Raw genomic sequence first — 24,657 nt, forward strand, 5'->3', positions numbered from 1 at the left:
AGCGCGGGGTCGTCAGGCCGTCGGCGCGTCCACGGCACCGCCGTACCGTCGGTCGCGGCGCGCGTACTCCTCGATCGCACCCCACAGGTCGGTGCGTCGGAAGTCCGGCCAGAGCCGGTCGAGGAACACCATCTCGGCGTACGCAGACTGCCAGAGCAGGAAGTTCGACGTGCGCTGCTCCCCCGAGCTGCGGAGGAAGAGGTCGACGTCCGGCAGCTCCGGCACGTAGAGCCGCTTCGCCAGGGCCTTCTCGGTGACCTGGCTCGGCTTGAGGCGCCCGGCGGCGACGTCCTCCGCCATGCCCCGCACGGCGTCGACGATCTCGTTCCGACCGCCGTAGTTCACGCACATCGTCAGCGTGAGGACGTCGTTGCCCGCCGTCATCCGTTCGGCCTGCTCGAGCTCGTCGATGACGCTCCGCCAGAGCCGCGGTCGACGTCCGGCCCACCGCACCCGGACGCCCCACTCGTGGAGCTGGTCGCGTCGACGCCGGATGACGTCGCGGTTGAAGCCCATCAGGAACCGCACCTCCTCTGGGGAGCGCTTCCAGTTCTCCGTCGAGAACGCGTACGCCGAGATGTGCTGGACGCCGATCTGGATCCCGCCTGCGACGACGTCGAGCAGCGATGCCTCGCCCGCCTTGTGCCCCTCGATGCGGGTGAGTCCGCGGCCGTTCGCCCACCGGCCGTTGCCGTCCATGACGATCGCCACGTGCTGCGGCACGAACCGGGCCGGGATCGCCGGGGGCGTCTCGCCGGTCCAGTCGATCGGGCGGAACGGCTCGGCGTCGTCGTGGCGGCGGGGGCTCATGCGGTGCGGGTTCCTTCGGCAGCGGGATCGGGGTCGGGCACGGTCGGTGCCGGGGTGGAGGCGACGGCGCGTGCCGTGGCCTCGGGTCCGTCGTGGGTCAGCGGCACCGGCAGCGGGTGCTCCGACCGGTCGACGTGCGGCAGGGACCGGAGTGATCGTTCCAGGTGCCACTGGGCGTACGCCGCGACCACGCCGGAGGCCCGGGAGCGGGTGCGTTCGTCGGCGGCGTCGACCACCAGCCAGTCCCCCGCCAGCAACGACCCGAGCAGCTGCAGGGTCTCCGCGTCGAGTCGGGGTGTCCCCGGAGGCGCGGCGTGGTCGGCCACGACGCCGCCGAGCTGCACGACGAACGCCGAGTGCGGTCCGGGCTCCCCGGTCACGGCGCAGTCCGAGAAGGACGGCGCCCACCCCGCGATGCTCATCGCCCGGAGCAGGTAGGAGTCGAGCGTCGCACTCGACACGTGCTCGCCGCGGGACAGGGAGCGGAGTGCGCCGACGAGGAGCAGGTACTGCTGGAGGCCCGCGTCCGCCTCGCTCAGGCGGTCGGCGGTCTCGACCATGGCGCTGGCCGCGGTGTAGGCCCCGTAGTCGGCGACGATCTGCGCACCGTACGACCCGAGGGACTCTGCCTGGGTGACGATGTCGAGCGAACGGCCCTCGTAGAACTGGGCGTCGACGACCATGAACGGCTCCAGCCGGGAACCGAACTTCGACGCGGTCCGCCGGACGCCCTTCGCCACCGCCCGGATCTTCCCGTGCTGCCGACTGAGCATCGTGACGATGCGGTCGGCTTCACCGAGCTTGTGGGTGCGCAACACGACGCACTCGTCCCGGTACAGCGGCATTGCTCCAGTATCCCCCTCCGCACCGACACGACGGCGCAGCGCAGCGCAGCGCGGGTGTACCGAGCTGAATCGGGCGTACCCGGTCGGAAGAAACGACCAGGTACGCCCGATCCGACCTGCCATCGCGCGTGACGGGGGATACACCGACCACACACGGGAGGCGCGGTGCGGGACGGACCCGCACCGCGCCTCCAGGAGGGGTCGCGTCTCAGGCGGAGACCAACTCCGACGCGCCGGACGCGGCGCCCGCGCGCACCGCGCGGTTCACCGCCGACACGATCGCCTTGAGCGACGCCGTCGAGATGTCGGCGTCGATCCCGACGCCCCACAGCCGCACGCCATCGACGTCGAGCTCGACGTACGAGGCGGCCTTGGCGTCACCGGAGGCGCTCATCGTGTGCTCCGAGTAGTCGTACAGCGTGACGTCCACGCCCTGCTCCCGCATCACGGACAGGAAGGCGTCGATCGGACCGGTACCGACGGCGTCGGCCTCGACCGTGCCCTCGTCGACGCGCATCGCGACCGAGAGCTTCGTCGTGCCGTCGAAGTCGCTCGACGTCGCCGTCTTCGTGATCTCGTACCGCCCCCACTTGTCCGACTCGTCGGCCGCGGGCAGGTACTCGTCGCGGAAGAGGTCCCAGATGCGCTCGGAGGAGAACTCGCCACCCTCGGCGTCGGTGCGCTGCTGCACGACTCCGGAGAACTCGATCTGCAGCTTGCGGGGCAGGTCGATCGCGTGGTCGGTCTTGAGCAGGTAGGCGACGCCGCCCTTGCCGGACTGCGAGTTCACGCGGATGACGGCCTCGTACGAGCGACCGATGTCCTTCGGGTCGACGGGCAGGTACGGCACGGCCCACTCGATCTCGTCGATCGACCTGCCCGCGGCGGTGGCCTTCGCCTGCATCGCGTCGAAGCCCTTGTTGATGGCGTCCTGGTGCGACCCGCTGAACGCCGTGTACACGAGGTCGCCCGCCCACGGCTGACGCTCCGGTACCGGCAGCTGGTTGCAGTACTCGACCGTGCGCTTGATCTGGTCGATGTCCGAGAAGTCGATCTCCGGGTCAATCCCCTGCGTGAACAGGTTCATGCCGAGTGCGACGAGGTCGACGTTGCCGGTGCGCTCACCGTTGCCGAACAGGCAGCCCTCGATGCGGTCGGCACCCGCCATGTACCCGAGCTCGGCGGCCGCGACGGCGGTGCCGCGGTCGTTGTGCGGGTGCAGCGACAGGATGACGTCGTCGCGGTGGGCGAGGTTGCGCGACATCCACTCGATCGAGTCGGCGTAGACGTTCGGCGTCGCCATCTCGACCGTCGCCGGCAGGTTGATGATGACCTTGCGGTCGGGGGTGGGCTCGAAGACCTCGAGCACGGCGTTGCAGATCTGCACCGCGACCTCGAGCTCGGTGCCCGTGTAGGACTCCGGCGAGTACTCGTAGAAGACCTTCGTGTCGTGCTGCAGGTTCGCCTCGGCCGCCCGGCACAGCTTCGCGCCGGACACCGCGATGTCGACGACGCCCTGCACGTCGGTGCGGAACACGACCTCGCGCTGGACGATCGACGTCGAGTTGTACAGGTGCACGATGGCCTGCTTCGCACCGTCGATCGCCTCGTACGTGCGGTTGATCAGGTGCTCGCGCGCCTGGGTCAGCACCTGGATCGTGACGTCGTCGGGGATCGCCCCCTCGTCGATCAGCGAGCGGACGAAGTCGAAGTCGGTCTGCGAGGCGCTCGGGAACCCGACCTCGATCTCCTTGTAGCCCATGCGGACGAGGAGGTCGAACATGGCGCGCTTGCGCTCGGAGTCCATCGGGTCGATGAGGGCCTGGTTGCCGTCACGCAGGTCGACCGCGCACCAGCGGGGTGCCTTGTCGATGCGCTTCGTCGGCCAGGTGCGGTCCGGCAGCTCGACGCGGATCTGCTCGTGGAAGGGAACGTACTTGTGGATCGGCATCCCCGAGGGGCGCTGCGTGTTCTGCATCGTTTCGTCGCTTTCGTCGCTGTTCGTGTGCTCTGCGTGGGTGCGGCCACGACGGACTCCGCGACGAGGTGGGCCGTTGTGTCAGGCCTCGTCGCGGCAGCGAAGGAGGAGGAGCGCCGAGTACATGTCCCGACCACCGTAGCACTGGTGTACCAGCACGGCGCAACCGTCCAGGGCGACGGTCCGGCGGTGGGGTGGGTGCGGGCGGGGAGCGGGCGGCGAGTGGACACGACACGCCGTCGGTCGTTCGTCGAGGGGGCACGAAGTGCCGCCCGACGGGCCCGAGCGCGACGTCTTGTGCCCTCTCGGCGAACGCGAGCGGCATGTCGCGCACCGACAGGACGGACGGGAGGCGCGGTGCCAGGTGGCACCGCGCCTCCCGTCCGTCATCGGTCGCGACCAGAGCCGGGCGTCAGTCGACCGCGAGCGCCTCGGTCGGCGGGACGCGCATCGCGCGCCGCACCGGCGCGATCGTCGCCGCGACCGCGAGGACGAGCGCCCCGAGCACGACGATCGCGATCGTGAGCGGCGGCAGCACCGGAGTCACCGGGGTGCCGAGCGAGCCGAGGAGCGTCTGTCCGCCGACCCACCCGTAGAAGGTGCCGAGTACGAGCCCGGTGAGGACCGCGGCGACGACCATCTGCACGGCCTCGGTCACGATCATCCGACGGACCTGCGCCCCGGTCAGCCCGAGCACGCGGAGCAGCCCGAGCTCACGCCGACGCTGCAGGACACCGAGGGCGAGCGCGTTCACGACCCCGACGGCGGCGATCACGGCGGAGAACCCGACGATCACGCTGATCACGGCGTTGAGCTGCACGAAGAAGTCCCGCATGCCCTGGACCTGCTCGGGGCTGCCACCCTCGAGCTGGCCGCGGAGCTGGGCCTCGAGCACGTGCTGCATGATGCCGAGCGCCACCGCGAACGTGACGAGCAGCGTGACCCCGATGACGAGCCCGATGGTCGCGCGGGAGGACCTCCCCGGCGCCCGCATGGCGTTCCGGCCGGCGAGGAGGACGACCGGGTCGCGGGAGCCGATGCGCCCGATGAGCTGCAGGACCGGCGGCATCACGATCGTGGCGCCGACGGCGACGCCCGCGAAGGACACGAAGCCACCGAGGGCCGCCGGCAGGACCGCCATGGGCGACGCCGCGCTGCCGACCAGCCCGACGAGCATGAGCAGCCCACCACCGGCCATCAGCAGGATCGACCAGACCTTCCGGGCGGTGCCGGAACGGACGTCCTCGTGGCTGGGCTCGACGCTCGACGACAGCGCCTGGAGCGGGGTCACGGTGAGGACCCGGCGCGACCCCACCGCGAAGGCGCCCCACGTGGCGAGCACGACGGCGACGACCGGGAGCACGAGCTCCCACGGCAGCAGGGTGTACGTCGTGTCGGGCAGGAAGCCGTTGCCGCGCAGGACCACGACGAACAGTGCGGTCAGGCCGGTGCCGACGACTGCGCCGATCAGCCCGCCGAGTACCCCGACCAGGAGACCCGTGCGGGTGATCCGGGCACGCAGGGTGGCACCGGTCGCGCCGACGAGCCGCTGCAGGGCGATGATCCGCGTCTGCCCGGCGATGAGCGTCGCACAGGTGTTGGCGGTGACGATCGCACCGACGTACAGGGCGATGCCGAGGAACAGCCATCCGACGACGGAGAGGATCGCCTTGACCGGGTCGAGCTCGGAGAGGCCGACGGCGGCGAGGGCCTCGGTCACGATGCCCGGCGCGATGACGAGCGCCGACCCGAAGGTGGTCCCGAGTGCGGCGACGAGGACGGTGGGGGCGAAGGAGCGGATGCCGTTCACGCTGCGGCCTCCATCCCGAGCATCGTGGTGGAGATCTCGGCCGCGTCCATCGCCGGGCGGTCGCCGACGACCCGGCCGTCGGCGAGGAAGAGGATGCGGTCCGCGTTGGCGGCGGCCACCGGGTCGTGCGTCACCATGACGACGCTCTGGCCCCACTCGGTCACGGCCCCGCGGAGGATCTGCAGGACGTCGCGCCCCGTCCGCGAATCCAGTGCGCCCGTCGGCTCGTCGGCCACGACCACCGCGGGACGCGACGCCAGCGCCCGGGCGATCGCGACACGCTGCTGCTGCCCACCGGACAGCTGGTGCGGCCGGTGGGTCAGCCGGTTCCCGAGCCCGAGCATCTCGACGAGCCGGTCGATCCACGCGGATTCTTCGCGGCTCGGCTTGCGCCCGCCGAGCAGGAACGGCAGCCGGATGTTCTCGCTGACGTCGAGCGTCGGCACGAGGTTGAAGGACTGGAACACGAACCCGAGCCGACGGCGGCGGAGCTCGGTGAGCTCCTTGTCGGCCAGGCCGGTGATGTCGACGCCGTCGATCTGTATCCGGCCCGACGACACGGCGTCGAGCCCCGCAGCGACGTGCATCAGCGTGGACTTGCCCGAACCCGACGGCCCCATCACCGCGGTGAACTCCCCCGAGCCGATGTCGACGCTGACGTCGTCGAGCGCAGTCACCCGTCGGGCGGCGTCGCCGTAGTGCTTGGACACGTGGTCGAGACGGATGATCGGTGCGTGGCTGGTGGTCATGCATCCACCATGACGGGCGGAAGGCACGCCCCGCGTCGGTCCGACGGCTCCTGTGGATCGTTCGCTCGGCTCGACTCCCTGTGCAGGAGTCATCCGAGCGGATGACGGTCACTCGGCCTTGGTCACCAGGCCGTGCTCGTGCGCGAAGACGACGAGGCGCACGCGGTCGCGGAGCTCGAGCTTCGTGAGGACCCGCGAGATGTGTGTCTTCACGGTCGCCTCGCTGACGTACTCGTGCTGGGCGATCTCGCTGTTGCTGAACCCCCGCGCCGCCAGGTCGAAGATCTCCCGCTCCCGCGGCGTCAGGTCGGCGAAGGCCGCCGGGACCGACGCCGCCTGCTCGCTCGAGTCCTCGTAGCGGCGGAGCAGTTCCCGCGTGGCGGACGCCGCGAAGACGGCGGTGCCGGCGTGCACGGTGCGGATGGCGGCGAGCAGGAACTCCGGGTCGGCGTCCTTCAGCACGAACCCGCTCGCGCCGGCGCGGATCGCCTTCGCCGCGGCCTCGTCGAAGTCGAAGGTCGTGAGGACGAGCACCTTCGCACCGTCCGCGCCGCTGTCCTCGACGATGCGGGAGGTGGCGGTGATGCCGTCCATCACCGGCATGCGGACGTCCATGAGCACGACGTCGGGACGCCCACGGCGCACGAGTTCGACGCCCTCGGCACCGTCACCGGCCTCACCGACGAACTGCAGGTCTGCCTGCGAGTCGATGAGCATCCTGATGCCGGTGCGGAAGAGTGCCTGGTCGTCGACGAGTGCGACGCGGATCGGGGTGTCGTTCATCGGCGGGTGTGCTCCTGGCTGGTCGGGGTGGTGCGGGGTGCGGGGATGCCGGTCGTGGGCACCAGGCCCCTGGGCATCTGCCCGCTGGCGGGGACGGTCGGCATCCGGACCGCGACCGCGAAGTCGTCGCCGCGGGGCCCAGCCGTCATCGTGCCCCCGGTCATCGTGGCACGCTCGCGCATGCCGACCAGGCCGTGTCCGGTCCCGGGGCCGCGGGTGCCGTCGTCCGCCCGACGGTTGACGACGCTGATCTCGACGGTGTCCGGTCGGTACGTCAGGGCGGTGTGCACGGGGGTCCCCGGCTCGCCGTGCTTCCACGCGTTCGTCAGGCTCTCCTGCACGATCCGGTAGACCGCGAGCTGGGTGGTGGTGGGCAGGTCGGAGGGGTCGCCCTCGCGCTCGACCCGGACGTCGAGCCCGACGCCGCGCATCTCCCCCACGAGTCGTTCGATGTCGTCGATCTCGGGCGTCGGTGCGGAGCCCTGCTCGTGACGGAGGGCACCGAGGAGCTCCCGGACGTCGCCGAGGGCACGGCGGGCGGTCGTCGAGATCGTGCCGAGGGCCTCGTCGGCGATCGCGGGGTCGGCCTTGAGGGCGTACCGGGCGCCGTCGGCCTGGGCGATGACGACTGCGAGCGAGTGCGCCACGATGTCGTGCATGTCCCGCGCGATCCGCACGCGCTCCTGCTCCACGGCGACGGCGCGGTCGGCCCGGGCGGCGTCGCGTTCGGCGACGAGCTGGGCCTCCCGGCTCATGCTCGCCGACCGGCGCACCCGGCGGACGAGCCCGGCGAGCCACGGCAGGAGCAGGAGGAGCAGGACGACGGCGAAGTACGAGAACGCGACCTTGAGCGACTCCTGCGCCGGCGTCGTCGCCGTGTCCATGCCCAGCCGGGACTCGTAGTCGTCGACCCCGAGGTACACGGCGGCGATCACCGGACCGCCGATGGCCGAGACGAGGCCGGCGAACCGCACGCGGCGGCTGCCGTACGCGCTCGTCGTGTACATGACGGCCGCGATGAAGACGTTCGACAGGTCGGGTTGCTGGCCGGTGACCATCTCGAAGACGGCGAAGACCCACGCGACGCCGAGCGCGAGGCCCGGCGACAACCGACGGAGCGCGAGCGCTCCGGTCATGCCGACGACGGTGATCAGCGCGAGCGGCGAGTCCATCCCCCGCGCCGTCGCGACCAGGACGAGCGCGCCGAGGACGATCGCCACGACCACGTCGGTGACGATCTGCGCGCGCAGCATGGGACGGAACACCACACCACGGTACGGCCTGGAGGCACGGCGCGCGTCCGCCTGTGGAGTGACGTCCGCAGGCGGTCGGCTCAGAAGCCGAGGCGGCCGAGCTGCTTCGGGTCGCGCTGCCACTCCTTGGCGACCTTGACCCGGATGTTCAGGTACACGTGGCGGCCACCGAGCAGCGACTCGATCTCGACGCGGGCGCGTGACCCGACGTCCTTCAGCCGCTCACCCTTGTGGCCGATCACGATCGCCTTCTGGCTGTCGCGCTCGACGAACAGGTTGGCGAAGATGCGCAGCGGGCCGTCCGGGTCGTCGTCCTCGTCCGGCTCGACCACGTCCTCGATGACGACGGCGAGGGAGTGCGGGAGTTCGTCGCGGACGCCCTCGAGCGCGGCTTCGCGGATGAGTTCCCCGATGCGCTCCTCGTCGGTCTCCTCGGTCACGGTCGTGGCGTCGTAGAGCTGCGGCGACTCGGGCAGGAGCTTCGTGATCTCCTCGAGCAGGACCTCGAGCTGGATGCCCTTCGTGCCGGACGTCGGGATGATCGAGTCCCACTCGCGGAGCTTCGACACCGCGAGCAACTGGGCGCCGACGGCGTCCTTCGCGGTGCGGTCGATCTTGGTCACGATCGCGACCTTCTTGGCGCGGGGGTACTGGTCGAGCGTGTCGTTGATGAACTTGTCGCCGGGCCCGATCGGCTCGTTCGCCGGCACGCAGAACCCGATCACGTCGACGTCGCCGAGGGTCGACTGCACGAGGTCGTTGAGCCGCTCACCGAGCAGCGTGCGCGGACGGTGCACGCCCGGCGTGTCCACGATGATGACCTGCCCGTTCGGCCGGTGCACGACGCCGCGGATGGCGCGGCGGGTGGTCTGCGGCTTCGACGACGTGATCGCGACCTTCTCGCCGACCAGGGCGTTCGTCAGCGTCGACTTGCCGACGTTCGGACGGCCGACGAACGAGACGAACCCGGCGCGGTAGGGCTGGGCGGCGTCGCCGGTGGCGGGGGTGGTGGGGTCGGTCATGCGTGCGGGTGTCCCGTCGTGGTGGGTGCGGCGTCCTCGAAGGCGTCCTCGACGCCGGCGAGTTCGGGTGTGCGCTCGGCGAGCACGGAGATGAGGTGGCGACGCTTGCCCTCGACCCGGTCGGCCGTCAGCACGACGCCGGACACGGTGACGGTCTCGCCGCGGACCGCCAGGTGGCCCAGCTCCTTCGTGAGGAGGCCGCCGGCGGTGTCGACGTCGTCGTCCTCGAGCTCGATGCCGAACAGGTCGCCGAGCTCGTCGACGGGGAGTCGGGCCGAGATCCGCCAGAGCCCCGGTTCGACCTCGACACGGTCGACGACGGCGCGGTCGTACTCGTCGGAGATGTCCCCGACGAGCTCCTCGATGAGGTCCTCCATCGTGACGAGCCCGGCGACGCCGCCGTACTCGTCGACGACGAGCACGAGGTGGTTCTTGGCGGCCTGCATGTGCCGCAGGGTGTCGTCAGCGGCCTTCGACTCCGGCACGAACTGGGCCGGTCGCAGCAGCGTCGTGACGCGTTCCGCACCGGAACCCGGCCGTTCGTAGAGGGCGCGGGCGACGTCGCGGAGGTACAGCACCCCGAGCACGTCGTCGCTGTCCTTGCCGGTGACGGGCATGCGGGACACCCCGGCGGCCAGGAACTGCTCCATGCCGGCGGCCAGCGTGTCCGCACCGTCGACGGTGAGCATGTCGGTGCGCGGCACCATGACCTCGCGCACGAGGGTGTCGCTGAACTCGAACACCGAGTGGATGAGCTCGCGGTCGTCCTGCTCGAGGACGTTGCTCTCGGTGGCCTCGTCGACGAGGGACAGCAGCTGCTCCTCGCTCGACACGGTCGAGGCGCTCCGGCCACGACCCGGCGTGACCTTGTCGCCGATCACGACGAGCAGGCCGGCGAGCGGGCCGAGGACGATCCGGACACCACGGACGAGCCCGCCCGTCGCGGCGATGAGCCCCTCGGCGTGCGCCCGGCCGACGCTCCGCGGGCTCGACCCGACGAGCACGAAGGACACCGCCGTCATGATCGCCGCCGCCACGATGAGCGCCACCCACCACGTGTCGAAGACCATCACGAGGCCGATCGCGACGAGCACGGCCGCTGCCGTCTCGGCGAGGACCCGGAAGAAGTTCAGCGCGTTGACGTGCGCGCCGACGTCGTCACCGATCGCCTCGATCGCCCGCCGGTGCTTGCTCCCCCGCGCGATCTCGTCGAGGTCGGCGCGCGACAGCACGGACAGCGCGGCGTCGGACGCGGCGAGCAGACCGCCGAGGACGACCAGCACGAACGCCACCGCGAGCAGGCCGGCGACGAGCAGCATCAGCTCACCGTCCTCGGCGCTGGGCGGCGAACGCCGTGAGGATCTCGCCCTGCAGACCGAACATCTCGGCCTTCTCGTCGGGTTCGGCGTGGTCGAACCCGAGCAGGTGCAGGATGCCGTGGCAGGTCAGCAGGAGCATCTCGTCGGTGCTCGAGTGCCCGGCGGTCTTCGCCTGCTCCTCGGCGACCTGGGGGCACAGCACGATGTCGCCCAGCAGGCCGGCGGGCGTCGGCTCGTCCTCGGTGCCCGGACGGAGCTCGTCCATCGGGAAGCTCAGGACGTCGGTCGGGCCGGGTTCGTCCATCCACCGGACGTGGAGCTGCTCCATCGCGCCCTCGTCGACGAGCACGATCGCGAGCTCCGCGTCGGCGTGGACGTGCAGCACGTCGAGCGCGAAGGCGGCGAGGCGCTGGATGGCTGCCTCGTCGACCTCGACACCGGACTCGTTGTTGAGCTCGATGCTCACCGGTTGCCTCCTCGGGCGTCGTTCTGGGGGTACGGGGAGCGTTGGCGGTCCTGCGGCGGACGCCCCCGTCGCTCGGCACGGTTCGTGCCGGCGGGGTTCGGCGTGGCAGCGCTGCCGCGGCCGCCCGGGCGGTACCCGGACTGCTCGGCGAGGCGCTCCTCGTCGTAGACGGTGTAGGCGTCGACGATGCGGCCGACGAGGGTGTGCCGGACGACGTCGTCGCTCGTGAGTCGGGAGAAGTGGATGTCCTCGACGCGGTCGAGGATCCGTGTGACGAGCCGCAGCCCGGACAGGTTGCCGGGCAGGTCGACCTGGGTGATGTCACCGGTGACGACCATCTTCGACCCGAAGCCGAGTCGCGTCAGGAACATCTTCATCTGCTCGGGCGTGGTGTTCTGCGCCTCGTCGAGGACCACGAACGAGTCGTTCAGCGTCCGGCCGCGCATGTACGCGAGCGGCGCCACCTCGACCGTGCCTGCCGCCAGGAGCTTCGGGACCAGCTCGGGGTCCATCATCTCGTTCAGGGCGTCGTACAGCGGGCGCAGGTACGGGTCGATCTTGTCGGTGAGCGTGCCCGGCAGGAACCCGAGCCGTTCGCCGGCCTCGACCGCGGGGCGGGTGAGGATGATCCGGGTCACCTCGCGCCGCTGCAGTGCCTGCACGGCCTTCGCCATCGCCAGGTAGGTCTTGCCGGTGCCGGCCGGGCCGATGCCGAACGTGATGGTGTGCTCGTCGATGGCGTCGACGTAGGCGCGCTGCCCGTCGGTCTTCGGGCGCACGGACTTGCCGCGGCTCGACACGATCGGCGTACCGAAGGTGTCCGACGGCTTGCGGTCCTCGTCGAGGAGCTTCGCCGACACGGGGATGTCCGACGGGCCGATGTCCTGTCCGCGCCGGACCATGCCGACGAGTTCGTCGACCAGGGCGTTCGCGCGCGCGACGTCCCGTTCGGGTCCGGTCAGCGAGACCTCGTTGCCGCGCACGAGCACGCGGACGCCGGGGTACTGCCGTTCCACGGTCTTGAGCAGTCGGTCCTGGGGGCCGAGCAGCTGCACCATGGCGATGCCGTCGACCTGGATCGAGACGGTCGACTCCGGCTCGGCGGGGTCGATCGGGGAGGGTGCTGGTTCGTTAGCCGGCAAGGGTGCCTTCCTGCAGTTCACCTGCGAGTACGTGCGCGTGCACGTGGAACACGGTCTGACCGGCTGCTTCGCCGGTGTTGAAGACGAGTCGGAACTGGCCGTCGGCGCGCTCGTCGGCGATGCGCTGCGCGGTGGCGACCACGTGGGAGAGGAGGTCCGGGTCGCCGGCGGCGAGTTCGGACACGTTCGCGTACTCCTCGGTCTTGGGGATGACGAGCACGTGGACGGGGGCCTTCGGTGCGATGTCCTCGATCGCGATGACGCGGTCGTCCTCGGCGACGACGGTCGCCGGGATCTCGCGCGCGATGATCTTGGAGAAGACGCTGGGCGTGCTGGTGCTCATGGACCCATCGTAGAACGCGGGACCGACGCCGGGCCTTCCCGATCCGGGACGATCGCGCCGACTACCAGCGCCCGAGCCGCGTCTGCAGCACTGCCAGCGCCGCGGGCCCGGCGGTCGAGGTCCGGAGCACGGTGTCGCCGAGTCGCACCCGCACCGCGCCCGCCGCCACCAGACGGTCGAACTCCGAGCCGTCGATCCCGCCCTCCGGTCCGACGACCAGGACGATCTCGGCGACGTCGGCCGGAGCTTCCCACGAGGACAGTCGGACGTCCCCGGCGGGGTCGAGCACGAGCACCGCGCGCGACGGGTCCGCTTCCGCACCGCCGGCGAGCTGCGCCGTCGTCACCGGGGCGTCCACCGCCGGCACGCGCGAGCGGATCGCCTGCTTCGAGGCCTCCTGCGCGATCGCCGCCCAGCGGGTCCGGCCCTTCTCGACCTTCGCGCCGTCCCACCGGGAGACACTGCGCGCGGCCGACCACGGCACGATCCGGTCGACGCCGATCTCGGTCGCCGCCTGCACCGCCATCTCGTCACGCCCGCCCTTCGCGAGCGCCTGCACGAGCGTCAGCGTCGGCGAGGGTGCCTCGTCGACGGCGACCTCGGACACCGCCAACGACAGCGAGTCCCGCCCGAGCTCGGTCACGGACCCGGTCACGACGGTGCCGCGACCGTCCGACAACCGCAGGGTCTCCCCCGCCCGGACCCGCGCGACCGCGACCGCGTGGCGTCCCTCTGCCCCGTCGAGCGGGACGGTGTCGCCGACCGTGACGCCGTCGAGCGAGTCGACGAGGTAGAGCGACGCCATCAGAAGTTGAAGAACCGGTCGCGGAGCTTGCCGAACATGCCCTGCTGGAACCGCGACAACTGCGGTGCCGCGGCCTTGTGCGACTTCGCGAGCTGCTCGACGAGCTGCCGTTCCTTGTGCGAGAGCTTCGTCGGCGTCACGACCTGGACGCCGATGCGCAGGTCGCCGCGCCCGTTGCCGCGCAGCTTCGTGACCCCGCGGTCCTTGAGCACGAGGACGTCGGCGCTCTGTACGCCCGGGCGGATCTCGAGCTCGACCGGACCGTCGAGCCCGTCGATCGTCGCCGTGGTGCCGAGCACGGCGTCCGTCATCGCGACCTCGAGCGTGGCGAGGAGGTCGTCGCCGTCGCGGCTGAAGACGTCGTGGTGCCGCACCCGGATCTCGAGGTACAGGTCGCCGGAGGGGCCACCGGCCGGGCCGACCTCACCCTGGCCGGGCATCTGCAGTCGGAGACCGGAGTCGACCCCGGCGGGGACGTCGACCGGGACGGTGCGGCGGGCACGGACCCGGCCCTGGCCCTGGCACGTCGGGCAGGGGTTCGGGATGACGGTGCCGTAGCCGCGGCAGGTGCCGCACGGCGCGCTCGTCACGACGTTGCCGAGGAGCGAGCGGACCTGGCGCTGGATGTGGCCGGAACCGCCGCAGATGTCACAGGTCTGGGGGCTCGTGCCGGGCGCGCAGCAGGAGCCGTTGCACGTCTCGCACAGCACGGCCGTGTCGACCTCGACGTCCTTGTGGGTGCCGAAGACGACCTCGTCGAGGTCGACGTCGATGCGGAGCAGGGCGTCCTGGCCCCGCTCGGCGCGGCTGCGCGGACCACTGCCGCGGCCGCCACCACCACCGCCGCCGAAGAACGCGTCGAAGATGTCACTGAAGCCACCGGCGCCGCCGCCGAACGGGCTGTCGGCCTGCGGTCCGGCGTCGTACCGGCGGCGCTGCTCGGGGTCGCTCAGCACGTCGTACGCGTGCGTCACGTCCTTGAAGCGCTCGGCGGCGTCCGGGCTCGGGTTCACGTCCGGGTGCAGCTCGCGCGCCAGACGGCGGTACGCCTTCTTGATGTCGGCATCGGAGGCGTCCTGCTGGACGCCGAGGACGTCGTAGTGGTCTGCCACGTATCCCTCAGTCGGTTTCGGTTCGGTGCGGCGGGTGCCGCAGGGTCAATGTTCGCCCAGGAGCTTGGACAGGTACCGTGCGACGGCGCGCACGGCGGCCATGTTCGTGCCGTAGTCCATCCGGGTCGGTCCGAGCACGCCGAGGCGGGCGACCTCGCCGCGTGCCAGGTAGCCACCGGCGACGATGCTCGTGGCGTCGAGCCCGTACTCGGCGTTCTCCACGCCGATCCGGGCCGCCACGGCGACGTCGTCGATCTGCATCTCGCCGAACAACCGGAGCAGCGTGACCTGTTCCTCGATCGCCTCGAGCACGGGGAACAGGCCGCCGGAGAAGTCCTGTTCGCTCTTGGCGAGGTTCGCCGCGCCGGCCATCACGAGGCGGTCCTGCCGGTTGGCGGCGACCTGCTCGATCAGCGTGGCGACGACGACCCCGGCGAGCGGTTGGGCGTCCGGTCGGATCTGCTGCGGGACGGCCCGGAGCGCGGTCGAGACGTCCTGCAGCAGGAGCCCGACGGTGGCGCCGTTCACGACCGCGCGGAGTTCGGTGAGCGCGCCCTCGTCGAGCGTCACGTCGGTCTCGACCACGCGCTGCTCGACCCGGGCGGTGTCGGTGATCAGCACGACCATCAGGCGGTTGTCGCCGAGGCGCACGAGCTCGATGTGCTGCACACGTGCACGGACCATCGAGGGGTACTGCACGAGGGCGACCTGGTTGGTGAGCTGGCTGAGCAGCCGGACCGTGCGGCCGAGGACCTCGTCGAGGTCGTTCGGCGCCCCGAGGAACGTCTCGATCGCGTGCCGCTGGGCGCTGGAGAGCGGCCGGGCAGCGGCGAGGTGGTCGACGAACACCCGGTAGCCCTTGTCGGTCGGCACGCGGCCGGACGACGTGTGCGGGGCGGCGATGAGCTGTTCGTCCTCGAGCTGGGCCATGTCGTTGCGGATCGTGGCGGCACTCACCCCGAAGGCGTGCCGCTCGACGATCGTCTTCGAGCCGACCGGTTCGCGCGACGCGACGTAGTCCCGCACGATGGCCTTGAGGACCTCGAGGCTGCGTTCGCTGACCACCCGGACCCCTTCCACTCGTTCTGGCACTCGGACGTCTCGACTGCTGATCCTACGCCCGACCGCCGACGGACCGGGACTTCTGCACACCCGGTCGGTACGCTTCCCGCATGACCTACGGACAGCAGCCCGGTGGCCCGCAGCACCCCGGTGGACCGCAGTACCCCGCTGGGTACCAGCCGCCCCAGCCGATGTCGCCGGAGGACCAGCGACTCTGGGCCACGTTGACGCACGTCGGCGGGATCTTCTTCACCTTCATCGCACCGCTCGTGGCGTACCTCGTCCTGCGTGACCGCGGCGGGTTCATCCGCGAGCACACCCGCGTCGCGCTGAACTTCCACATCACGATGGCGATCGCGTACGTCGTCGGGACGATCCTGACGATCATCGTCATCGGCGGGCTCGTCGTGCTCGCCGCAGGGGTCCTGTCGGTCGTCTTCGGCATCATGGCCGCCGTCGCCGCGAACCGGGGCGAGTTCTACCGCTACCCGCTCTCCATCGAGTTCATCAAGCCCTAGGAGATCAGTCGAGCAGCTCGCGGACCACCGCGTCCGCGAGCAGGCGACCCTGCAGGGTCAACTCGATCCGTCCCCGCACCGCGGCCGAGCCGTCCACGAGTCCACGCGCGATGAGCCCCGCGACCCGGCCACGGGCCTCCTGGCGGAGTTCCGCGGTGGCGAGCTCGCCACGGACGCGTGCCGCGAGCAGGACGCGCTCGACGTAACGGGTCTCGTCGTCCAGGGTCTCGCGACCGGCGGCCGGCGACTCCCCCGACAGCACCCGGTTCGCGTACGCGGCCGGGTGCTTCACGTTCCACCAGCGCGTGCCGGCGACCGCCGAGTGCGCGCCAGGGCCGACGCCCCACCAGTCGTGGCCCTTCCAGTAGGACAGGTTGTGCCGGCTGGCGTGCTGGGCGCCACGCGACCAGTTCGAGACCTCGTACCAGGAGTAGCCGGCGTCGCCGAGGACCTGGTCGGCCAGCTCGTACATGTCCGCCGCGAGGTCGTCGTCGGGCGCGGGCAACTCGCCCCGCGCGACCATCCGCCCCATCGCCGTGCCGTCCTCGACGATGAGCGAGTAGGCGCTCACGTGGTCCGGCTCGCACGCCAGGGCGGCGTCGAGCGAGGCGCGCCAGTCGTCGAGGGACTCCCCGGGCGTCGAGTAGATGAGGTCGAGCGACACGTCGAGGCCCTGCTGCTTCGCGAGGTCGACGACGCCGGGCACACGGAGGGGGTCGTGGGTGCGGTCGAGCGTCGCGAGCACGTGCGGCACCGCCGACTGCATGCCGTAGCTGATCCGGTTGAACCCGCCGGCCCGCAGGGTCTCCAGCGACACGGCGTCCACGGAGTCCGGGTTCGCCTCCGTCGTGACCTCGGCCCCGGGGACGATCCCCCAGGTGTCGTCGATCGCGCGCAGGATCATGGCGAGGTCGGACGCCGGCAGCATCGTCGGGGTCCCGCCGCCGAAGAACACCGTGGACACCGGGCGACGGGGCACTGCCGACGCGTCGAGAACGGAAGCCGCCCACTCGATCTCGCGCACGGCGTGCCCGGCGTAGTCGTCACGTCGCACCCCACGGAGCTCGGACGCCGTGTAGGTGTTGAAGTCGCAGTAGCCGCAGCGCACCCGGCAGAACGGCACGTGCACGTACACGCCGAACGGGACGTCGCCCGCGTCGGAGGCCGGGGAGATCAGGCCGTCCACGGGCGCTGGGTCGGCGATCGGGAGAGCACTCGGCATGGACTCCATTGTCCGTCATGATGGAGGCATGGAGCACCACACCGTCCCCACCACAGTGCTGTGGGACATCGACGGCACCCTCGTGATGAACGCCTCGTCGCCGGGCAACCTGTACCACCTCGCGCTCGAGCGGGCGGTGGGCCGCGACCTCGTGCTGCGGGTCGGGCACCAGCACGGCCGCACCGACGCCGGGCTGATCGCGGAGCACGTCCGCGCCCACGAACTCGACACCGACCTCATCCCGGTCGTCAGCGGTCACCTCCGCGACCTCACCGAGGAGCGGCACCGCTCCGGCGACCACCGCAGCCCTGCCCCCGGAGCGATCGCGCTGGTGGCGCGCTTCGCGGAACTCGGGTGGCGGAACGGCCTGCTCACCGGCAACTCCGCGTACCGCGCCCGCGTGAAGCTGCAGGGGGCCGGGTTCGACGTCGACGCGTTCGACTGGGAGCACTCGTACTTCGGTGACACCGAGGTGGAGCGGACCGGCGTCACCGCCCGCGCCGCCGCGGCCCTGGCTGGCACCCGTGCCGTCATCGTCGGGGACACCCCGCGCGACGGTGAGGCCGCCGACGCCGTCGGGATCCCGTTCCTCGCCGTGGCCACCGGGGTCTACGACGTCGAGTCGCTGCGGGCCACCGGCGCCGTGACGATCGCCCGGAACTGCGTCGACGACGCCGCACTCATCGAGGACGCCATCGCGGCGCTCCCCCCGCTGCGTCCGGTCGACGAACGGTCCTAGTCGCCGCGGAGGGCCCCGAGGTACTTCTCCGCCATCACCTTCTGCTGGCGACGCAGCAGCGGCGCGACGAACTGCCACTTCCGGCTCGACGGCTGCGAGAACTGCCGGATCTGCAGCCACACCGAACCGTCCGGCGTGCGCTCGACGACGAACGACTCCTCGCCGGAGAGCGGGTGCCCCTCGAGCGTGCCGTACGCGAAACCCTTGCGGTCGTTCTCGTCGATGATCGACACGACCCGGACCGGCGCGTGCACGGTCTGCCCGAACGCGTGCATCGTCAGCGTCGCACTCGTGCCCGCCGTCAGCAGCGGGGTGCCGTCCGGCGCGAACTTCTCCACCCGAGGCGTCCCGATCGAGGCGGGCGCGATGGGCACCCCTGCCTCGTCGAAGGTCACCGGGTTGTAGCGGACCTCGTCGTCGTCCGGCTGGTCCTCGACCTGCACGCGGATGCCGCTGCGCTCCTGGATCTGCCAGGTCAGGGCCTGCGTGACCGCGGTCTCGAAGCGCTGGTCGCCGTGCCCGATCCGGGCGCGGGACTCGGTCGGGGTGAACCCCTCCGGCGGGTACGTCATGAGGTCGGACGCCTGGGTCGCACCCACGGCTCCGTACGTCAGGGCGGTCCGGTAGCTGCCGCGGGAACTCATGCCGTCAGCCTACTTGCCGGCGGTGCTCACGATCGAACCGAGGTCGACGCAGTGGCGCGCGCCGCGATCCGCTTTCCGCGCACCCCGAACTGGAGGCCCGACACGCGTCCGCCACGCCCCTACCCTTGGTCCGTGCCCCACTCCACCCCCGCCCGTACGCGGTCCGTCGACCGCACGACGGCCGCGTTCGCCGTCCTGACGCTCGCGGCGTTCGGGCTCGCCGCCACCGCCCGCGCCGCGGTCGAGTGGGCCACCGCCGGCCTCGACTCCCCCGCCCGGTACGTGTCCGCGCCGCCGAGCGGCTGGGACGTGTCGACACCGCCAACGCGATCGCCGTGTTCGGGGCGTGCAGTGCGGGAGCCGGGGTCCTGCTGTTCGGCGCGACACTCGTGCTCGCGGTGCGCCGGCACCGGGCGCGCGGGCTGTCCGTGGTGCTCGGGTTCACGATGCTCGCGATGGTGATCGGTGCCGTGGTGGCCGGGTTCGCCGCTGCCGGGCAGGCGGACTACGACGCGGCCGCGGGACTCGTCATCCTGCGGACCGCACTGACCGGACTGGCTGCCGCGAGCCTCCCGGCCCTCGCACTGTCCGCCTTGCGGACCCGCGCCCGCCGCGTGTAGCGGGCGGTACCCGACCCGGCGCGGGGGTCCTGGTCACGTGTCCGCGAAAGCGACAGGCTGCCACCAGTATCCCGCGGCAGCCTGTCGCTTCGGCGGACGTCCCGAAACCGCCAGCCCGGAGCGTGTCGCTCTCGCGGACCAGTCCCGAGCTACTTCTTCTTCTCCTCGACGTCGCCGGAGAGCGCCGCGATGAAGGCTTCCTGCGGGACCTCGACGCGACCCACCATCTTCATGCGCTTCTTGCCCTCCTTCTGCTTCTCGAGGAGCTTGCGCTTGCGGGTGATGTCACCGCCGTAGCACTTCGCGAGGACGTCCTTGCGCATCGCCCGGATGCTCTCGCGGGCGATGATGCGTGCGCCGATCGCGGCCTGGATCGGGACCTCGAACTGCTGCCGCGGGATGAGCTTGCGCAGGCGCTCGGTCATGAGGGTGCCGTACGCGTAGGCCTTGTCGCGGTGCACGATCGCGCTGAACGCGTCCACCTGCTCGCCCTGGAGCAGGATGTCCACCTTCACGAGGTCGGCCGCCTGGTCACCGGTGGGCTCGTAGTCGAGGGACGCGTAGCCCTGCGTCTTGCTCTTCAGCTGGTCGAAGAAGTCGAAGACGATCTCGCCGAGGGGCATCTCGTAGCGGATCTCGACGCGGTCCTCGCCGAGGTACTCCATGCCGAGCAGGGACCCTCGACGCGACTGGCAGAGCTCCATGATCGCGCCGACGTAGTCCTTCGGCGCGAGGATGGCCGCGCGGACCATCGGCTCACGGACCTCGACGATCCGACCGCCGGGGAACTCGGACGGGTTCGTGACCTCGGTCACGGTGTTGTCCTCGTTCGTGACCTCGTAGATCACGCTCGGCGCCGTCGTGATGAGGTCGAGCCCGAACTCGCGGCTCAGGCGCTCGGTGATGATCTCGAGGTGCAGCAGGCCGAGGAACCCGCAGCGGAAGCCGAACCCGAGCGCGACGGAGGTCTCGGGCTCGTACACCAGAGCGGCGTCCGAGAGCTTGAGCTTGTCGAGTGCCTCGCGCAGGTCGGGGTAGTCCGAACCGTCGATCGGGTAGAGGCCCGAGAACACCATCGGCTTCGGGTCCGTGTAACCGGGCAGCGCCTCGGTCGCGGGCTTCTGCGCCGTCGTGACCGTGTCGCCGACCTTCGACTGGCGGACGTCCTTCACGCCGGTGATGAGGTAGCCGACCTCGCCGACCGAGAGCCCCTTCGTGGGCTTCGGCTCGGGCGACGACACACCGATCTCGAGGATCTCGTGCGTCGACTTGGTCGACATCATCTGGACCTTCTCGCGCGGGTGGATCGTGCCGTCGATCATCCGGACGTAGGTCACGACACCGCGGTAGCTGTCGTAGACGGAGTCGAAGATCATCGCGCGGGGCGAGGCGTCGACGTCGCCGACGGGGCCGGGCACCGTGCGGACCACGCGGTCGAGGAGCTCGGGGACGCCAACACCGGTCTTGCCGGAGACGCGGAGGACGTCCTCGGGCTTGCCGCCGATCAGCTGCGCGAGCTCGGCGGCGTACTTGTCCGGCTCGGCCGCTGGCAGGTCGATCTTGTTGAGCACCGGGATGATCTCGAGGTCGTTCTCGAGCGCCAGGTAGAGGTTCGCGAGCGTCTGGGCCTCGATGCCCTGCGCGGCGTCGACGAGCAGGATCGCACCTTCGCACGCGGCCAGGGACCGGGACACCTCGTACGAGAAGTCGACGTGTCCGGGCGTGTCGATCATGTTCAGCGCGAAGGTCTGCCCGTCGAGCTCCCACGGCATGCGCACCGCCTGGGACTTGATCGTGATGCCGCGCTCGCGCTCGATGTCCATGCGGTCGAGGTACTGGGCACGCATCGCGCGGTCCTCGACGATGCCGGTGATCTGCAGCATGCGGTCGGCCAACGTGGACTTGCCGTGGTCGATGTGCGCGATGATGCAGAAGTTGCGGATCGACTCGGCCGGAGTCGCGGCGGGCTCGAGCGGCGCGGATGCTTGTGGGCTCACGGTTCCTCAGGTGGGTCGGACGGTCGAACGATTGTCCCACGTCCGCGCGCCGGCGGCGCGCACCGCGGGCCGCCCGTCCGCAGCGTGCGAGGTTCCACGCACCGTGGCACTAACGCGACCTCGCACACTGATCGGAACCGCGCACGATGCCTGGCCGACCTCGCACGGTGCGAGGCGTGGCGGACGCGCGCCGTGCCTCCAGGCCGGTGTCTACACGCGCTCGCGTGCCGGCGTCGGCAGCGCGCCGAGGCCGCGCCGCAGGTCCGCCGGCGTCGCCGCGAGGCAGACGCGGATCCAGCCCTCCCCGGTGCGGCCGAACGCGCTGCCCGGTGCGACCGCGACCCGCTCGCGGTGCAGGAACCCGAGCGCCCACTCGGCGACGTCGCCCTGCGAGACGTGCGAGACGTCGACCCAGAGGTAGAAGGCGCCACGCGGGTCGAGGTAGCGGATGCCGGCGGCGTCGAGGACGTCCTTCGCGACGCCGAGGTTGGCGCGGTAGTGCTCGCGGGCGTCCTGCACCGCGGAGTGGTCCCCCACGATCGCCGCGAGTGCCGCCCACTGGTCGGGCTCGGCGACGCAGCTGATCATCGCCTCCTGCGTGGTGCGCATCACCGGGCCGAGCCCCTTCGGCGTGACGAGGTACCCGACGCGCACCCCCGTCATCGCGTACGTCTTGCTCAGCGAGAACGCCGTGAACACCCGGTCGTCCTCGTCGAGGCTCGCCAGGCTGACGTGCCGGGTGCCGTAGGTGAAGTACTCGTAGACCTCGTCGCTGATCACCCAGAGGTCGTGCCGCTTCGCGAGGGCGAGGAGGTCACGCAGGGTCTGCTCGCCGAACACCGAGCCGAGCGGGTTCGACGGCGAGTTCACGACGATCGCCCGCGTGCGTTCGGTGATGCTCGCCTCGAGCGCCTGCAGGTCGGGCTCGAAGCCGTGGGCCGGCGACAGCTGGTACGGCACGGGCGTCGCCCCGATGATGTGGGCGTTCATCGTGAAGGTCGTGTAGCCCGGGTCCGGCACGAGGACCTCGTCGCCCGGGGAGAGCACGAGCGTCATCGCCTGGAAGAGCGCCTGGGTCGCTCCGATGGTCATCCAGATCTGCTCGACGTCGACCTCGATGCGGTTCTCGCGGCGCAGCTTCTCGCGGATGGCCGCACGGAGGGGTGCGATGCCGCCGTTCGGCGTGTAGTCCGTGCGGTCCTCCGACCAGGCGCGGCGGGCGGCCTCGCCGATGTGCGGGGCGACCGGGACGTCGGGTTCACCGATGACGAGCATCGCGACGTCGATCCCGTCCTGCTGCAGGACCGCGGCCTGCTCGAACACCCGGCGGATTCCGGAGGCGGGCACGGTCTCGATCCGGGGCGCGAGGGATGGCATGCTCGTCACGGTAGCGAATCCGTGTTGCGGCGCGGTTTCCCGGCGTTTCGGTGCTTTGGTCCAGCCCGGTCGGCCTGGTAATGTAGCTGGCTGGACTTCCGCGTTCCGTCGCCCACGGGTGGAACGCGATGCGACCAAGGGCCCCTCTACCCAGCGGTCGCGGCCACCCGTCAGAGACAACAGGAGCAACACATGGCGAACATCAAGTCGCAGATCAAGCGCATCAAGACCAACCTCAAGGCCCAGGAGCGCAACAAGGCCTACCGTTCGGAGCTCAAGACGGTCATCCGTCACACGAACGAGGCCGTCGTCGCCGGCGACAAGGACAAGGCCGTAGCGGCCCTGACCCTCGCCTCGAAGAAGCTCGACAAGGCCGTGAGCAAGGGCGTCATCCACAAGAACCAGGCCGCGAACCGCAAGTCGGCCATCGCGAAGAAGGTCGCGTCGCTCTGACGCACTGACCTGCTGACGAAGGCCCCGCACCGATCGGTGCGGGGCCTTCGTCGTGTGTGGGGCCGCGGGCGCGGCGCCGGGCGGCGGGCGTCGGCGGCGGGCGTTGGCGAGTCTCGCTGTGAGCGACGGTTCTCGGCCGGGGAAGCGCGAGAGTCGTCGCCCAGCCCGAGTCTCGGGCCAGCGCCGGCGAGTCTCGGGCCAGCGCCGACCAGGCGCAGACGGGTCAGCGGGCCTCGCCGCGCCGGGCGATCGTGCGGACCATGACCTCGAGCGCGTAGTGGGCATCCCGCGAACCACCCTTCACCGCGGTGTCCGCCTCGGCGATGCTGATGATGGCGTTCGCCAGTCCGGCCTCGCTCCACCCGGCGACGTCCCGCTGTGCCCGCTGCACCTGCCACGGCGCCATCCCGAGCGCCGACGCGGCCTGCCCGCTCGGCCCCCGGAACGCGCTGACCTTCGCCATCGTGCGGATCTTGCTCGCGAAGGCGGCGACGATCGGGACCGGGGCCTCGCCCGTCGACAGGGCGTGCCGCAGCTCGACGATCGCCGGCGCCGATCGGCCCGCGAGTGCGATGTCCGCCACCTTGAAGGCGTTCGTCTCGACGCGTCCGCCGTAGTACTTGTCGACGACCTTGTCCGTGATCTCCTCGGCCTCGTCCGCGAGGAGCTGCCGGCACGCCGCCGCGAGTTCGGCCAGGTCGTCGGCGAACGCCGCGACGAGGGTGCGGACCGCCGAGGGCGCGATCTTCCGCCGGGCTGCCCGGAACTCGGCCTGGACGAAGTCGATGCGGTCGGTCTCGCGCTTGAGCTCGTCGCACAGCACCTCGATCCCGCCGCCGACCCCGCTGCGGATCGTGTCGAGGAGCTTCTTGCCCCGGACACCCCCGCCGTGACGGAGCACGAGCGTGACGTCGTCCGCCGGGGCACCGAGGTAGGAGATGGTCTCGGTGATGAACGCGTCGGTGCACTTCTCGACGTTGGTCACCCGGACGAGCCGGGGCTCCCCGAACAGCGAGGGGCTCGCGAGCGTCGCCAGCAGGCCGGGGGCGTACTGGTCGGCTTCGAGGTCGTGCACCTCGAGCGCAGGGTCTTCCCCGACGAGGAGGTCACGGAGCACGCTGCTCGCACGCTCTGCCAGGAACGTCTCGGGGCCGGTGACGAGCACCACGGGCGCCGGACGGATCCCCGACCACGGCACCTGGTCGATCTTCGCGGCGGCGCGAGCGGGTTTCTTGGCGGCCATGCCTCGATCCTACGGGCGACCGCCGACCCCGACCGCTCCGTCCACACCCACAGGGCACCGTCGTCGCCGCGCCCCACGACCACCGTGCCGTGCAGGTCCGTTCGGTACACGGTGGTGCCGGCGTCGTCGAGCATGTCGAGCGCCGAACGGGTCGGGTGCCCGTAGGTGTTGTCGGCACCGACGCCGATCAGGCCGACTGCTGCGGCGACCTGGCGGGAGAGCAACGGGTCCTGGTCCGCGGATCCGTGGTGCGCGACCTTGACGAGGTCGACCGGGACGGCGCCGGGGCCCGCCCCGACGGCGGCAACCGCTGCACGGAGGCGTCGCTGGGCGGTCTCCCCCAGG

At 71.1% G+C, this 24,657-nt stretch carries 24 protein-coding genes; 4 read left to right on the forward strand and 20 right to left on the reverse strand.

Translation table 11 applies throughout. From position 1 onward, the window contains the following. Nucleotides 1–12: 12 nt before the first annotated feature. From CRP27_RS03920 to hrcA, 15 genes are all read right to left on the reverse strand, one after another. Nucleotides 13–810, reverse strand: a complete 798-nt coding sequence (locus tag CRP27_RS03920) for an isoprenyl transferase (RefSeq protein WP_097179392.1) — start codon at nt 808–810, stop codon at nt 13–15. After that, nucleotides 807–1,655, reverse strand: a complete 849-nt coding sequence (recO, locus tag CRP27_RS03925) for a DNA repair protein RecO (protein WP_097179393.1) — start codon at nt 1,653–1,655, stop codon at nt 807–809. The genes CRP27_RS03920 and recO overlap by 4 nt, the downstream gene beginning before the upstream one ends. 208 nt (nt 1,656–1,863) lie before the next feature. Continuing rightward, nucleotides 1,864–3,633 carry a 2-isopropylmalate synthase gene (leuA, locus tag CRP27_RS03930; RefSeq protein ID WP_097179394.1) on the reverse strand — a complete coding sequence of 590 codons (1,770 nt, stop codon included), beginning with the start codon at nt 3,631–3,633 and terminating at the stop codon, nt 1,864–1,866. Between the two features lie 412 nt (nt 3,634–4,045). Continuing rightward, nucleotides 4,046–5,443 (reverse strand): ABC transporter permease, encoded by a 1,398-nt coding sequence (locus CRP27_RS03935; RefSeq protein WP_097179395.1) that lies wholly within the window; start codon nt 5,441–5,443, stop codon nt 4,046–4,048. After that, a complete protein-coding gene (locus tag CRP27_RS03940; protein WP_097179396.1) occupies nt 5,440–6,192 on the reverse strand; it encodes an ABC transporter ATP-binding protein in 753 nt (250 codons plus the stop codon). Before CRP27_RS03940 ends, CRP27_RS03935 begins: the two co-directional genes overlap by 4 nt. A gap of 108 nt (nt 6,193–6,300) precedes the next feature. Then, nucleotides 6,301–6,975 (reverse strand): response regulator transcription factor, encoded by a 675-nt coding sequence (locus tag CRP27_RS03945; protein ID WP_097179397.1) that lies wholly within the window; start codon nt 6,973–6,975, stop codon nt 6,301–6,303. Beyond that, nucleotides 6,972–8,240 carry a sensor histidine kinase gene (locus tag CRP27_RS03950; RefSeq protein WP_255257418.1) on the reverse strand — a complete coding sequence of 423 codons (1,269 nt, stop codon included), beginning with the start codon at nt 8,238–8,240 and terminating at the stop codon, nt 6,972–6,974. Before CRP27_RS03950 ends, CRP27_RS03945 begins: the two co-directional genes overlap by 4 nt. Nucleotides 8,241–8,308: 68 nt before the next feature. Then, entirely contained in the window at nt 8,309–9,250 is a 942-nt protein-coding gene (era, locus tag CRP27_RS03955) for a GTPase Era (protein WP_097179398.1), read from the reverse strand. Next, the gene (locus CRP27_RS03960) at nt 9,247–10,569 is read right to left on the reverse strand and encodes a hemolysin family protein (protein ID WP_097179399.1); all 1,323 of its coding nucleotides are present in this window, start codon (nt 10,567–10,569) and stop codon (nt 9,247–9,249) included. The genes era and CRP27_RS03960 overlap by 4 nt, the downstream gene beginning before the upstream one ends. Before the next feature lie 4 nt (nt 10,570–10,573). Then, the gene (ybeY, locus tag CRP27_RS03965; protein WP_097179400.1) at nt 10,574–11,035 is read right to left on the reverse strand and encodes an rRNA maturation RNase YbeY; all 462 of its coding nucleotides are present in this window, start codon (nt 11,033–11,035) and stop codon (nt 10,574–10,576) included. Next, nucleotides 11,032–12,093: a PhoH family protein gene (locus CRP27_RS03970; protein WP_079238846.1), complete on the reverse strand. Its 1,062-nt coding sequence runs from the start codon at nt 12,091–12,093 to the stop codon at nt 11,032–11,034. The genes ybeY and CRP27_RS03970 overlap by 4 nt, the downstream gene beginning before the upstream one ends. A 73-nt stretch (nt 12,094–12,166) precedes the next feature. Beyond that, complete coding sequence (locus tag CRP27_RS03975; RefSeq protein WP_079235756.1) at nt 12,167–12,520, reverse strand: histidine triad nucleotide-binding protein; 354 nt, start codon at nt 12,518–12,520, stop codon at nt 12,167–12,169. Nucleotides 12,521–12,581: 61 nt separating this feature from the next. Continuing rightward, nucleotides 12,582–13,325, reverse strand: coding sequence for a 16S rRNA (uracil(1498)-N(3))-methyltransferase (locus tag CRP27_RS03980; protein ID WP_097179401.1), 744 nt, complete (start codon nt 13,323–13,325; stop codon nt 12,582–12,584). Then, on the reverse strand, nt 13,325–14,437 hold the full coding sequence (gene dnaJ / locus CRP27_RS03985; protein WP_097179402.1) for a molecular chaperone DnaJ: 1,113 nt from the start codon (nt 14,435–14,437) through the stop codon (nt 13,325–13,327). The genes CRP27_RS03980 and dnaJ overlap by 1 nt, the downstream gene beginning before the upstream one ends. A gap of 45 nt (nt 14,438–14,482) precedes the next feature. Then, complete coding sequence (gene hrcA, locus CRP27_RS03990) at nt 14,483–15,502, reverse strand: heat-inducible transcriptional repressor HrcA (protein ID WP_097179403.1); 1,020 nt, start codon at nt 15,500–15,502, stop codon at nt 14,483–14,485. Nucleotides 15,503–15,609: 107 nt separating this feature from the next. On the opposite strand from hrcA, the gene CRP27_RS03995 reads away from it, so the two are divergent. Next, the gene (locus tag CRP27_RS03995; RefSeq protein WP_255257419.1) at nt 15,610–16,017 is read left to right on the forward strand and encodes a DUF4870 domain-containing protein; all 408 of its coding nucleotides are present in this window, start codon (nt 15,610–15,612) and stop codon (nt 16,015–16,017) included. A 4-nt stretch (nt 16,018–16,021) separates the two neighbouring features. Here the strand turns inward: CRP27_RS03995 and hemW are convergent, their stop codons facing one another. After that, on the reverse strand, nt 16,022–17,239 hold the full coding sequence (hemW, locus tag CRP27_RS04000) for a radical SAM family heme chaperone HemW (RefSeq protein WP_097179404.1): 1,218 nt from the start codon (nt 17,237–17,239) through the stop codon (nt 16,022–16,024). A gap of 28 nt (nt 17,240–17,267) precedes the next feature. On the opposite strand from hemW, the gene CRP27_RS04005 reads away from it, so the two are divergent. Then, complete coding sequence (locus CRP27_RS04005) at nt 17,268–17,978, forward strand: HAD family hydrolase (RefSeq protein ID WP_101685996.1); 711 nt, start codon at nt 17,268–17,270, stop codon at nt 17,976–17,978. Here CRP27_RS04005 and CRP27_RS04010 read toward each other — a convergent pair. Further along, a complete protein-coding gene (locus CRP27_RS04010) occupies nt 17,975–18,622 on the reverse strand; it encodes a DUF1990 family protein (protein WP_079235750.1) in 648 nt (215 codons plus the stop codon). The two genes, CRP27_RS04005 and CRP27_RS04010, sit on opposite strands and share 4 nt — an antisense overlap. A gap of 335 nt (nt 18,623–18,957) precedes the next feature. Between CRP27_RS04010 and CRP27_RS04015 the strand changes: the two genes are divergently transcribed. Further along, complete coding sequence (locus CRP27_RS04015; RefSeq protein ID WP_141399682.1) at nt 18,958–19,242, forward strand: hypothetical protein; 285 nt, start codon at nt 18,958–18,960, stop codon at nt 19,240–19,242. Nucleotides 19,243–19,391: 149 nt separating this feature from the next. Here CRP27_RS04015 and lepA read toward each other — a convergent pair whose 3' ends face one another. After that, on the reverse strand, nt 19,392–21,239 hold the full coding sequence (gene lepA, locus CRP27_RS04020) for a translation elongation factor 4 (RefSeq protein WP_097179407.1): 1,848 nt from the start codon (nt 21,237–21,239) through the stop codon (nt 19,392–19,394). Nucleotides 21,240–21,449: 210 nt separating this feature from the next. Continuing rightward, nucleotides 21,450–22,616, reverse strand: a complete 1,167-nt coding sequence (locus tag CRP27_RS04025; protein WP_097179408.1) for a pyridoxal phosphate-dependent aminotransferase — start codon at nt 22,614–22,616, stop codon at nt 21,450–21,452. A 192-nt stretch (nt 22,617–22,808) separates the two neighbouring features. On the opposite strand from CRP27_RS04025, the gene rpsT reads away from it, so the two are divergent. Further along, entirely contained in the window at nt 22,809–23,069 is a 261-nt protein-coding gene (gene rpsT / locus CRP27_RS04030; protein WP_022905736.1) for a 30S ribosomal protein S20, read from the forward strand. Nucleotides 23,070–23,292: 223 nt separating this feature from the next. Here the strand turns inward: rpsT and holA are convergent, their stop codons facing one another. Further along, nucleotides 23,293–24,312, reverse strand: coding sequence for a DNA polymerase III subunit delta (holA, locus tag CRP27_RS04035; RefSeq protein ID WP_097179409.1), 1,020 nt, complete (start codon nt 24,310–24,312; stop codon nt 23,293–23,295). Nucleotides 24,313–24,657 lie beyond the last annotated feature (345 nt).

The organism is Curtobacterium sp. 314Chir4.1 (assembly GCF_900215175.1).
Taxonomy (GTDB): Bacteria; Actinomycetota; Actinomycetes; order Actinomycetales; family Microbacteriaceae; genus Curtobacterium; species Curtobacterium pusillum_A.

Excerpts from the sequence above, each read along its gene's own strand:
- CRP27_RS03960 (WP_097179399.1), bottom strand. The coding sequence starts at position 10,569 with ATGCTGCTCGTCGCCGGCCTGCTCGCGGTGGCGTTCGTGCTGGTCGTC.
- leuA (WP_097179394.1), bottom strand. The coding sequence starts at position 3,633 with ATGCAGAACACGCAGCGCCCCTCGGGGATGCCGATCCACAAGTACGTT.
- CRP27_RS04005 (WP_101685996.1), top strand. The coding sequence starts at position 17,268 with ATGGAGCACCACACCGTCCCCACCACAGTGCTGTGGGACATCGACGGC.
- CRP27_RS03940 (WP_097179396.1), bottom strand. The coding sequence starts at position 6,192 with ATGACCACCAGCCACGCACCGATCATCCGTCTCGACCACGTGTCCAAG.
- hemW (WP_097179404.1), bottom strand. The coding sequence starts at position 17,239 with ATGCCGAGTGCTCTCCCGATCGCCGACCCAGCGCCCGTGGACGGCCTG.
- CRP27_RS03945 (WP_097179397.1), bottom strand. The coding sequence starts at position 6,975 with ATGAACGACACCCCGATCCGCGTCGCACTCGTCGACGACCAGGCACTC.
- recO (WP_097179393.1), bottom strand. The coding sequence starts at position 1,655 with ATGCCGCTGTACCGGGACGAGTGCGTCGTGTTGCGCACCCACAAGCTC.
- CRP27_RS03980 (WP_097179401.1), bottom strand. The coding sequence starts at position 13,325 with ATGGCGTCGCTCTACCTCGTCGACTCGCTCGACGGCGTCACGGTCGGC.
- CRP27_RS04010 (WP_079235750.1), bottom strand. The coding sequence starts at position 18,622 with ATGAGTTCCCGCGGCAGCTACCGGACCGCCCTGACGTACGGAGCCGTG.
- rpsT (WP_022905736.1), top strand. The coding sequence starts at position 22,809 with ATGGCGAACATCAAGTCGCAGATCAAGCGCATCAAGACCAACCTCAAG.
- era (WP_097179398.1), bottom strand. The coding sequence starts at position 9,250 with ATGACCGACCCCACCACCCCCGCCACCGGCGACGCCGCCCAGCCCTAC.
- CRP27_RS03970 (WP_079238846.1), bottom strand. The coding sequence starts at position 12,093 with ATGGTGCAGCTGCTCGGCCCCCAGGACCGACTGCTCAAGACCGTGGAA.
- CRP27_RS03975 (WP_079235756.1), bottom strand. The coding sequence starts at position 12,520 with ATGAGCACCAGCACGCCCAGCGTCTTCTCCAAGATCATCGCGCGCGAG.
- CRP27_RS03995 (WP_255257419.1), top strand. The coding sequence starts at position 15,610 with ATGACCTACGGACAGCAGCCCGGTGGCCCGCAGCACCCCGGTGGACCG.
- CRP27_RS03920 (WP_097179392.1), bottom strand. The coding sequence starts at position 810 with ATGAGCCCCCGCCGCCACGACGACGCCGAGCCGTTCCGCCCGATCGAC.
- CRP27_RS04025 (WP_097179408.1), bottom strand. The coding sequence starts at position 22,616 with ATGCCATCCCTCGCGCCCCGGATCGAGACCGTGCCCGCCTCCGGAATC.
- holA (WP_097179409.1), bottom strand. The coding sequence starts at position 24,312 with ATGGCCGCCAAGAAACCCGCTCGCGCCGCCGCGAAGATCGACCAGGTG.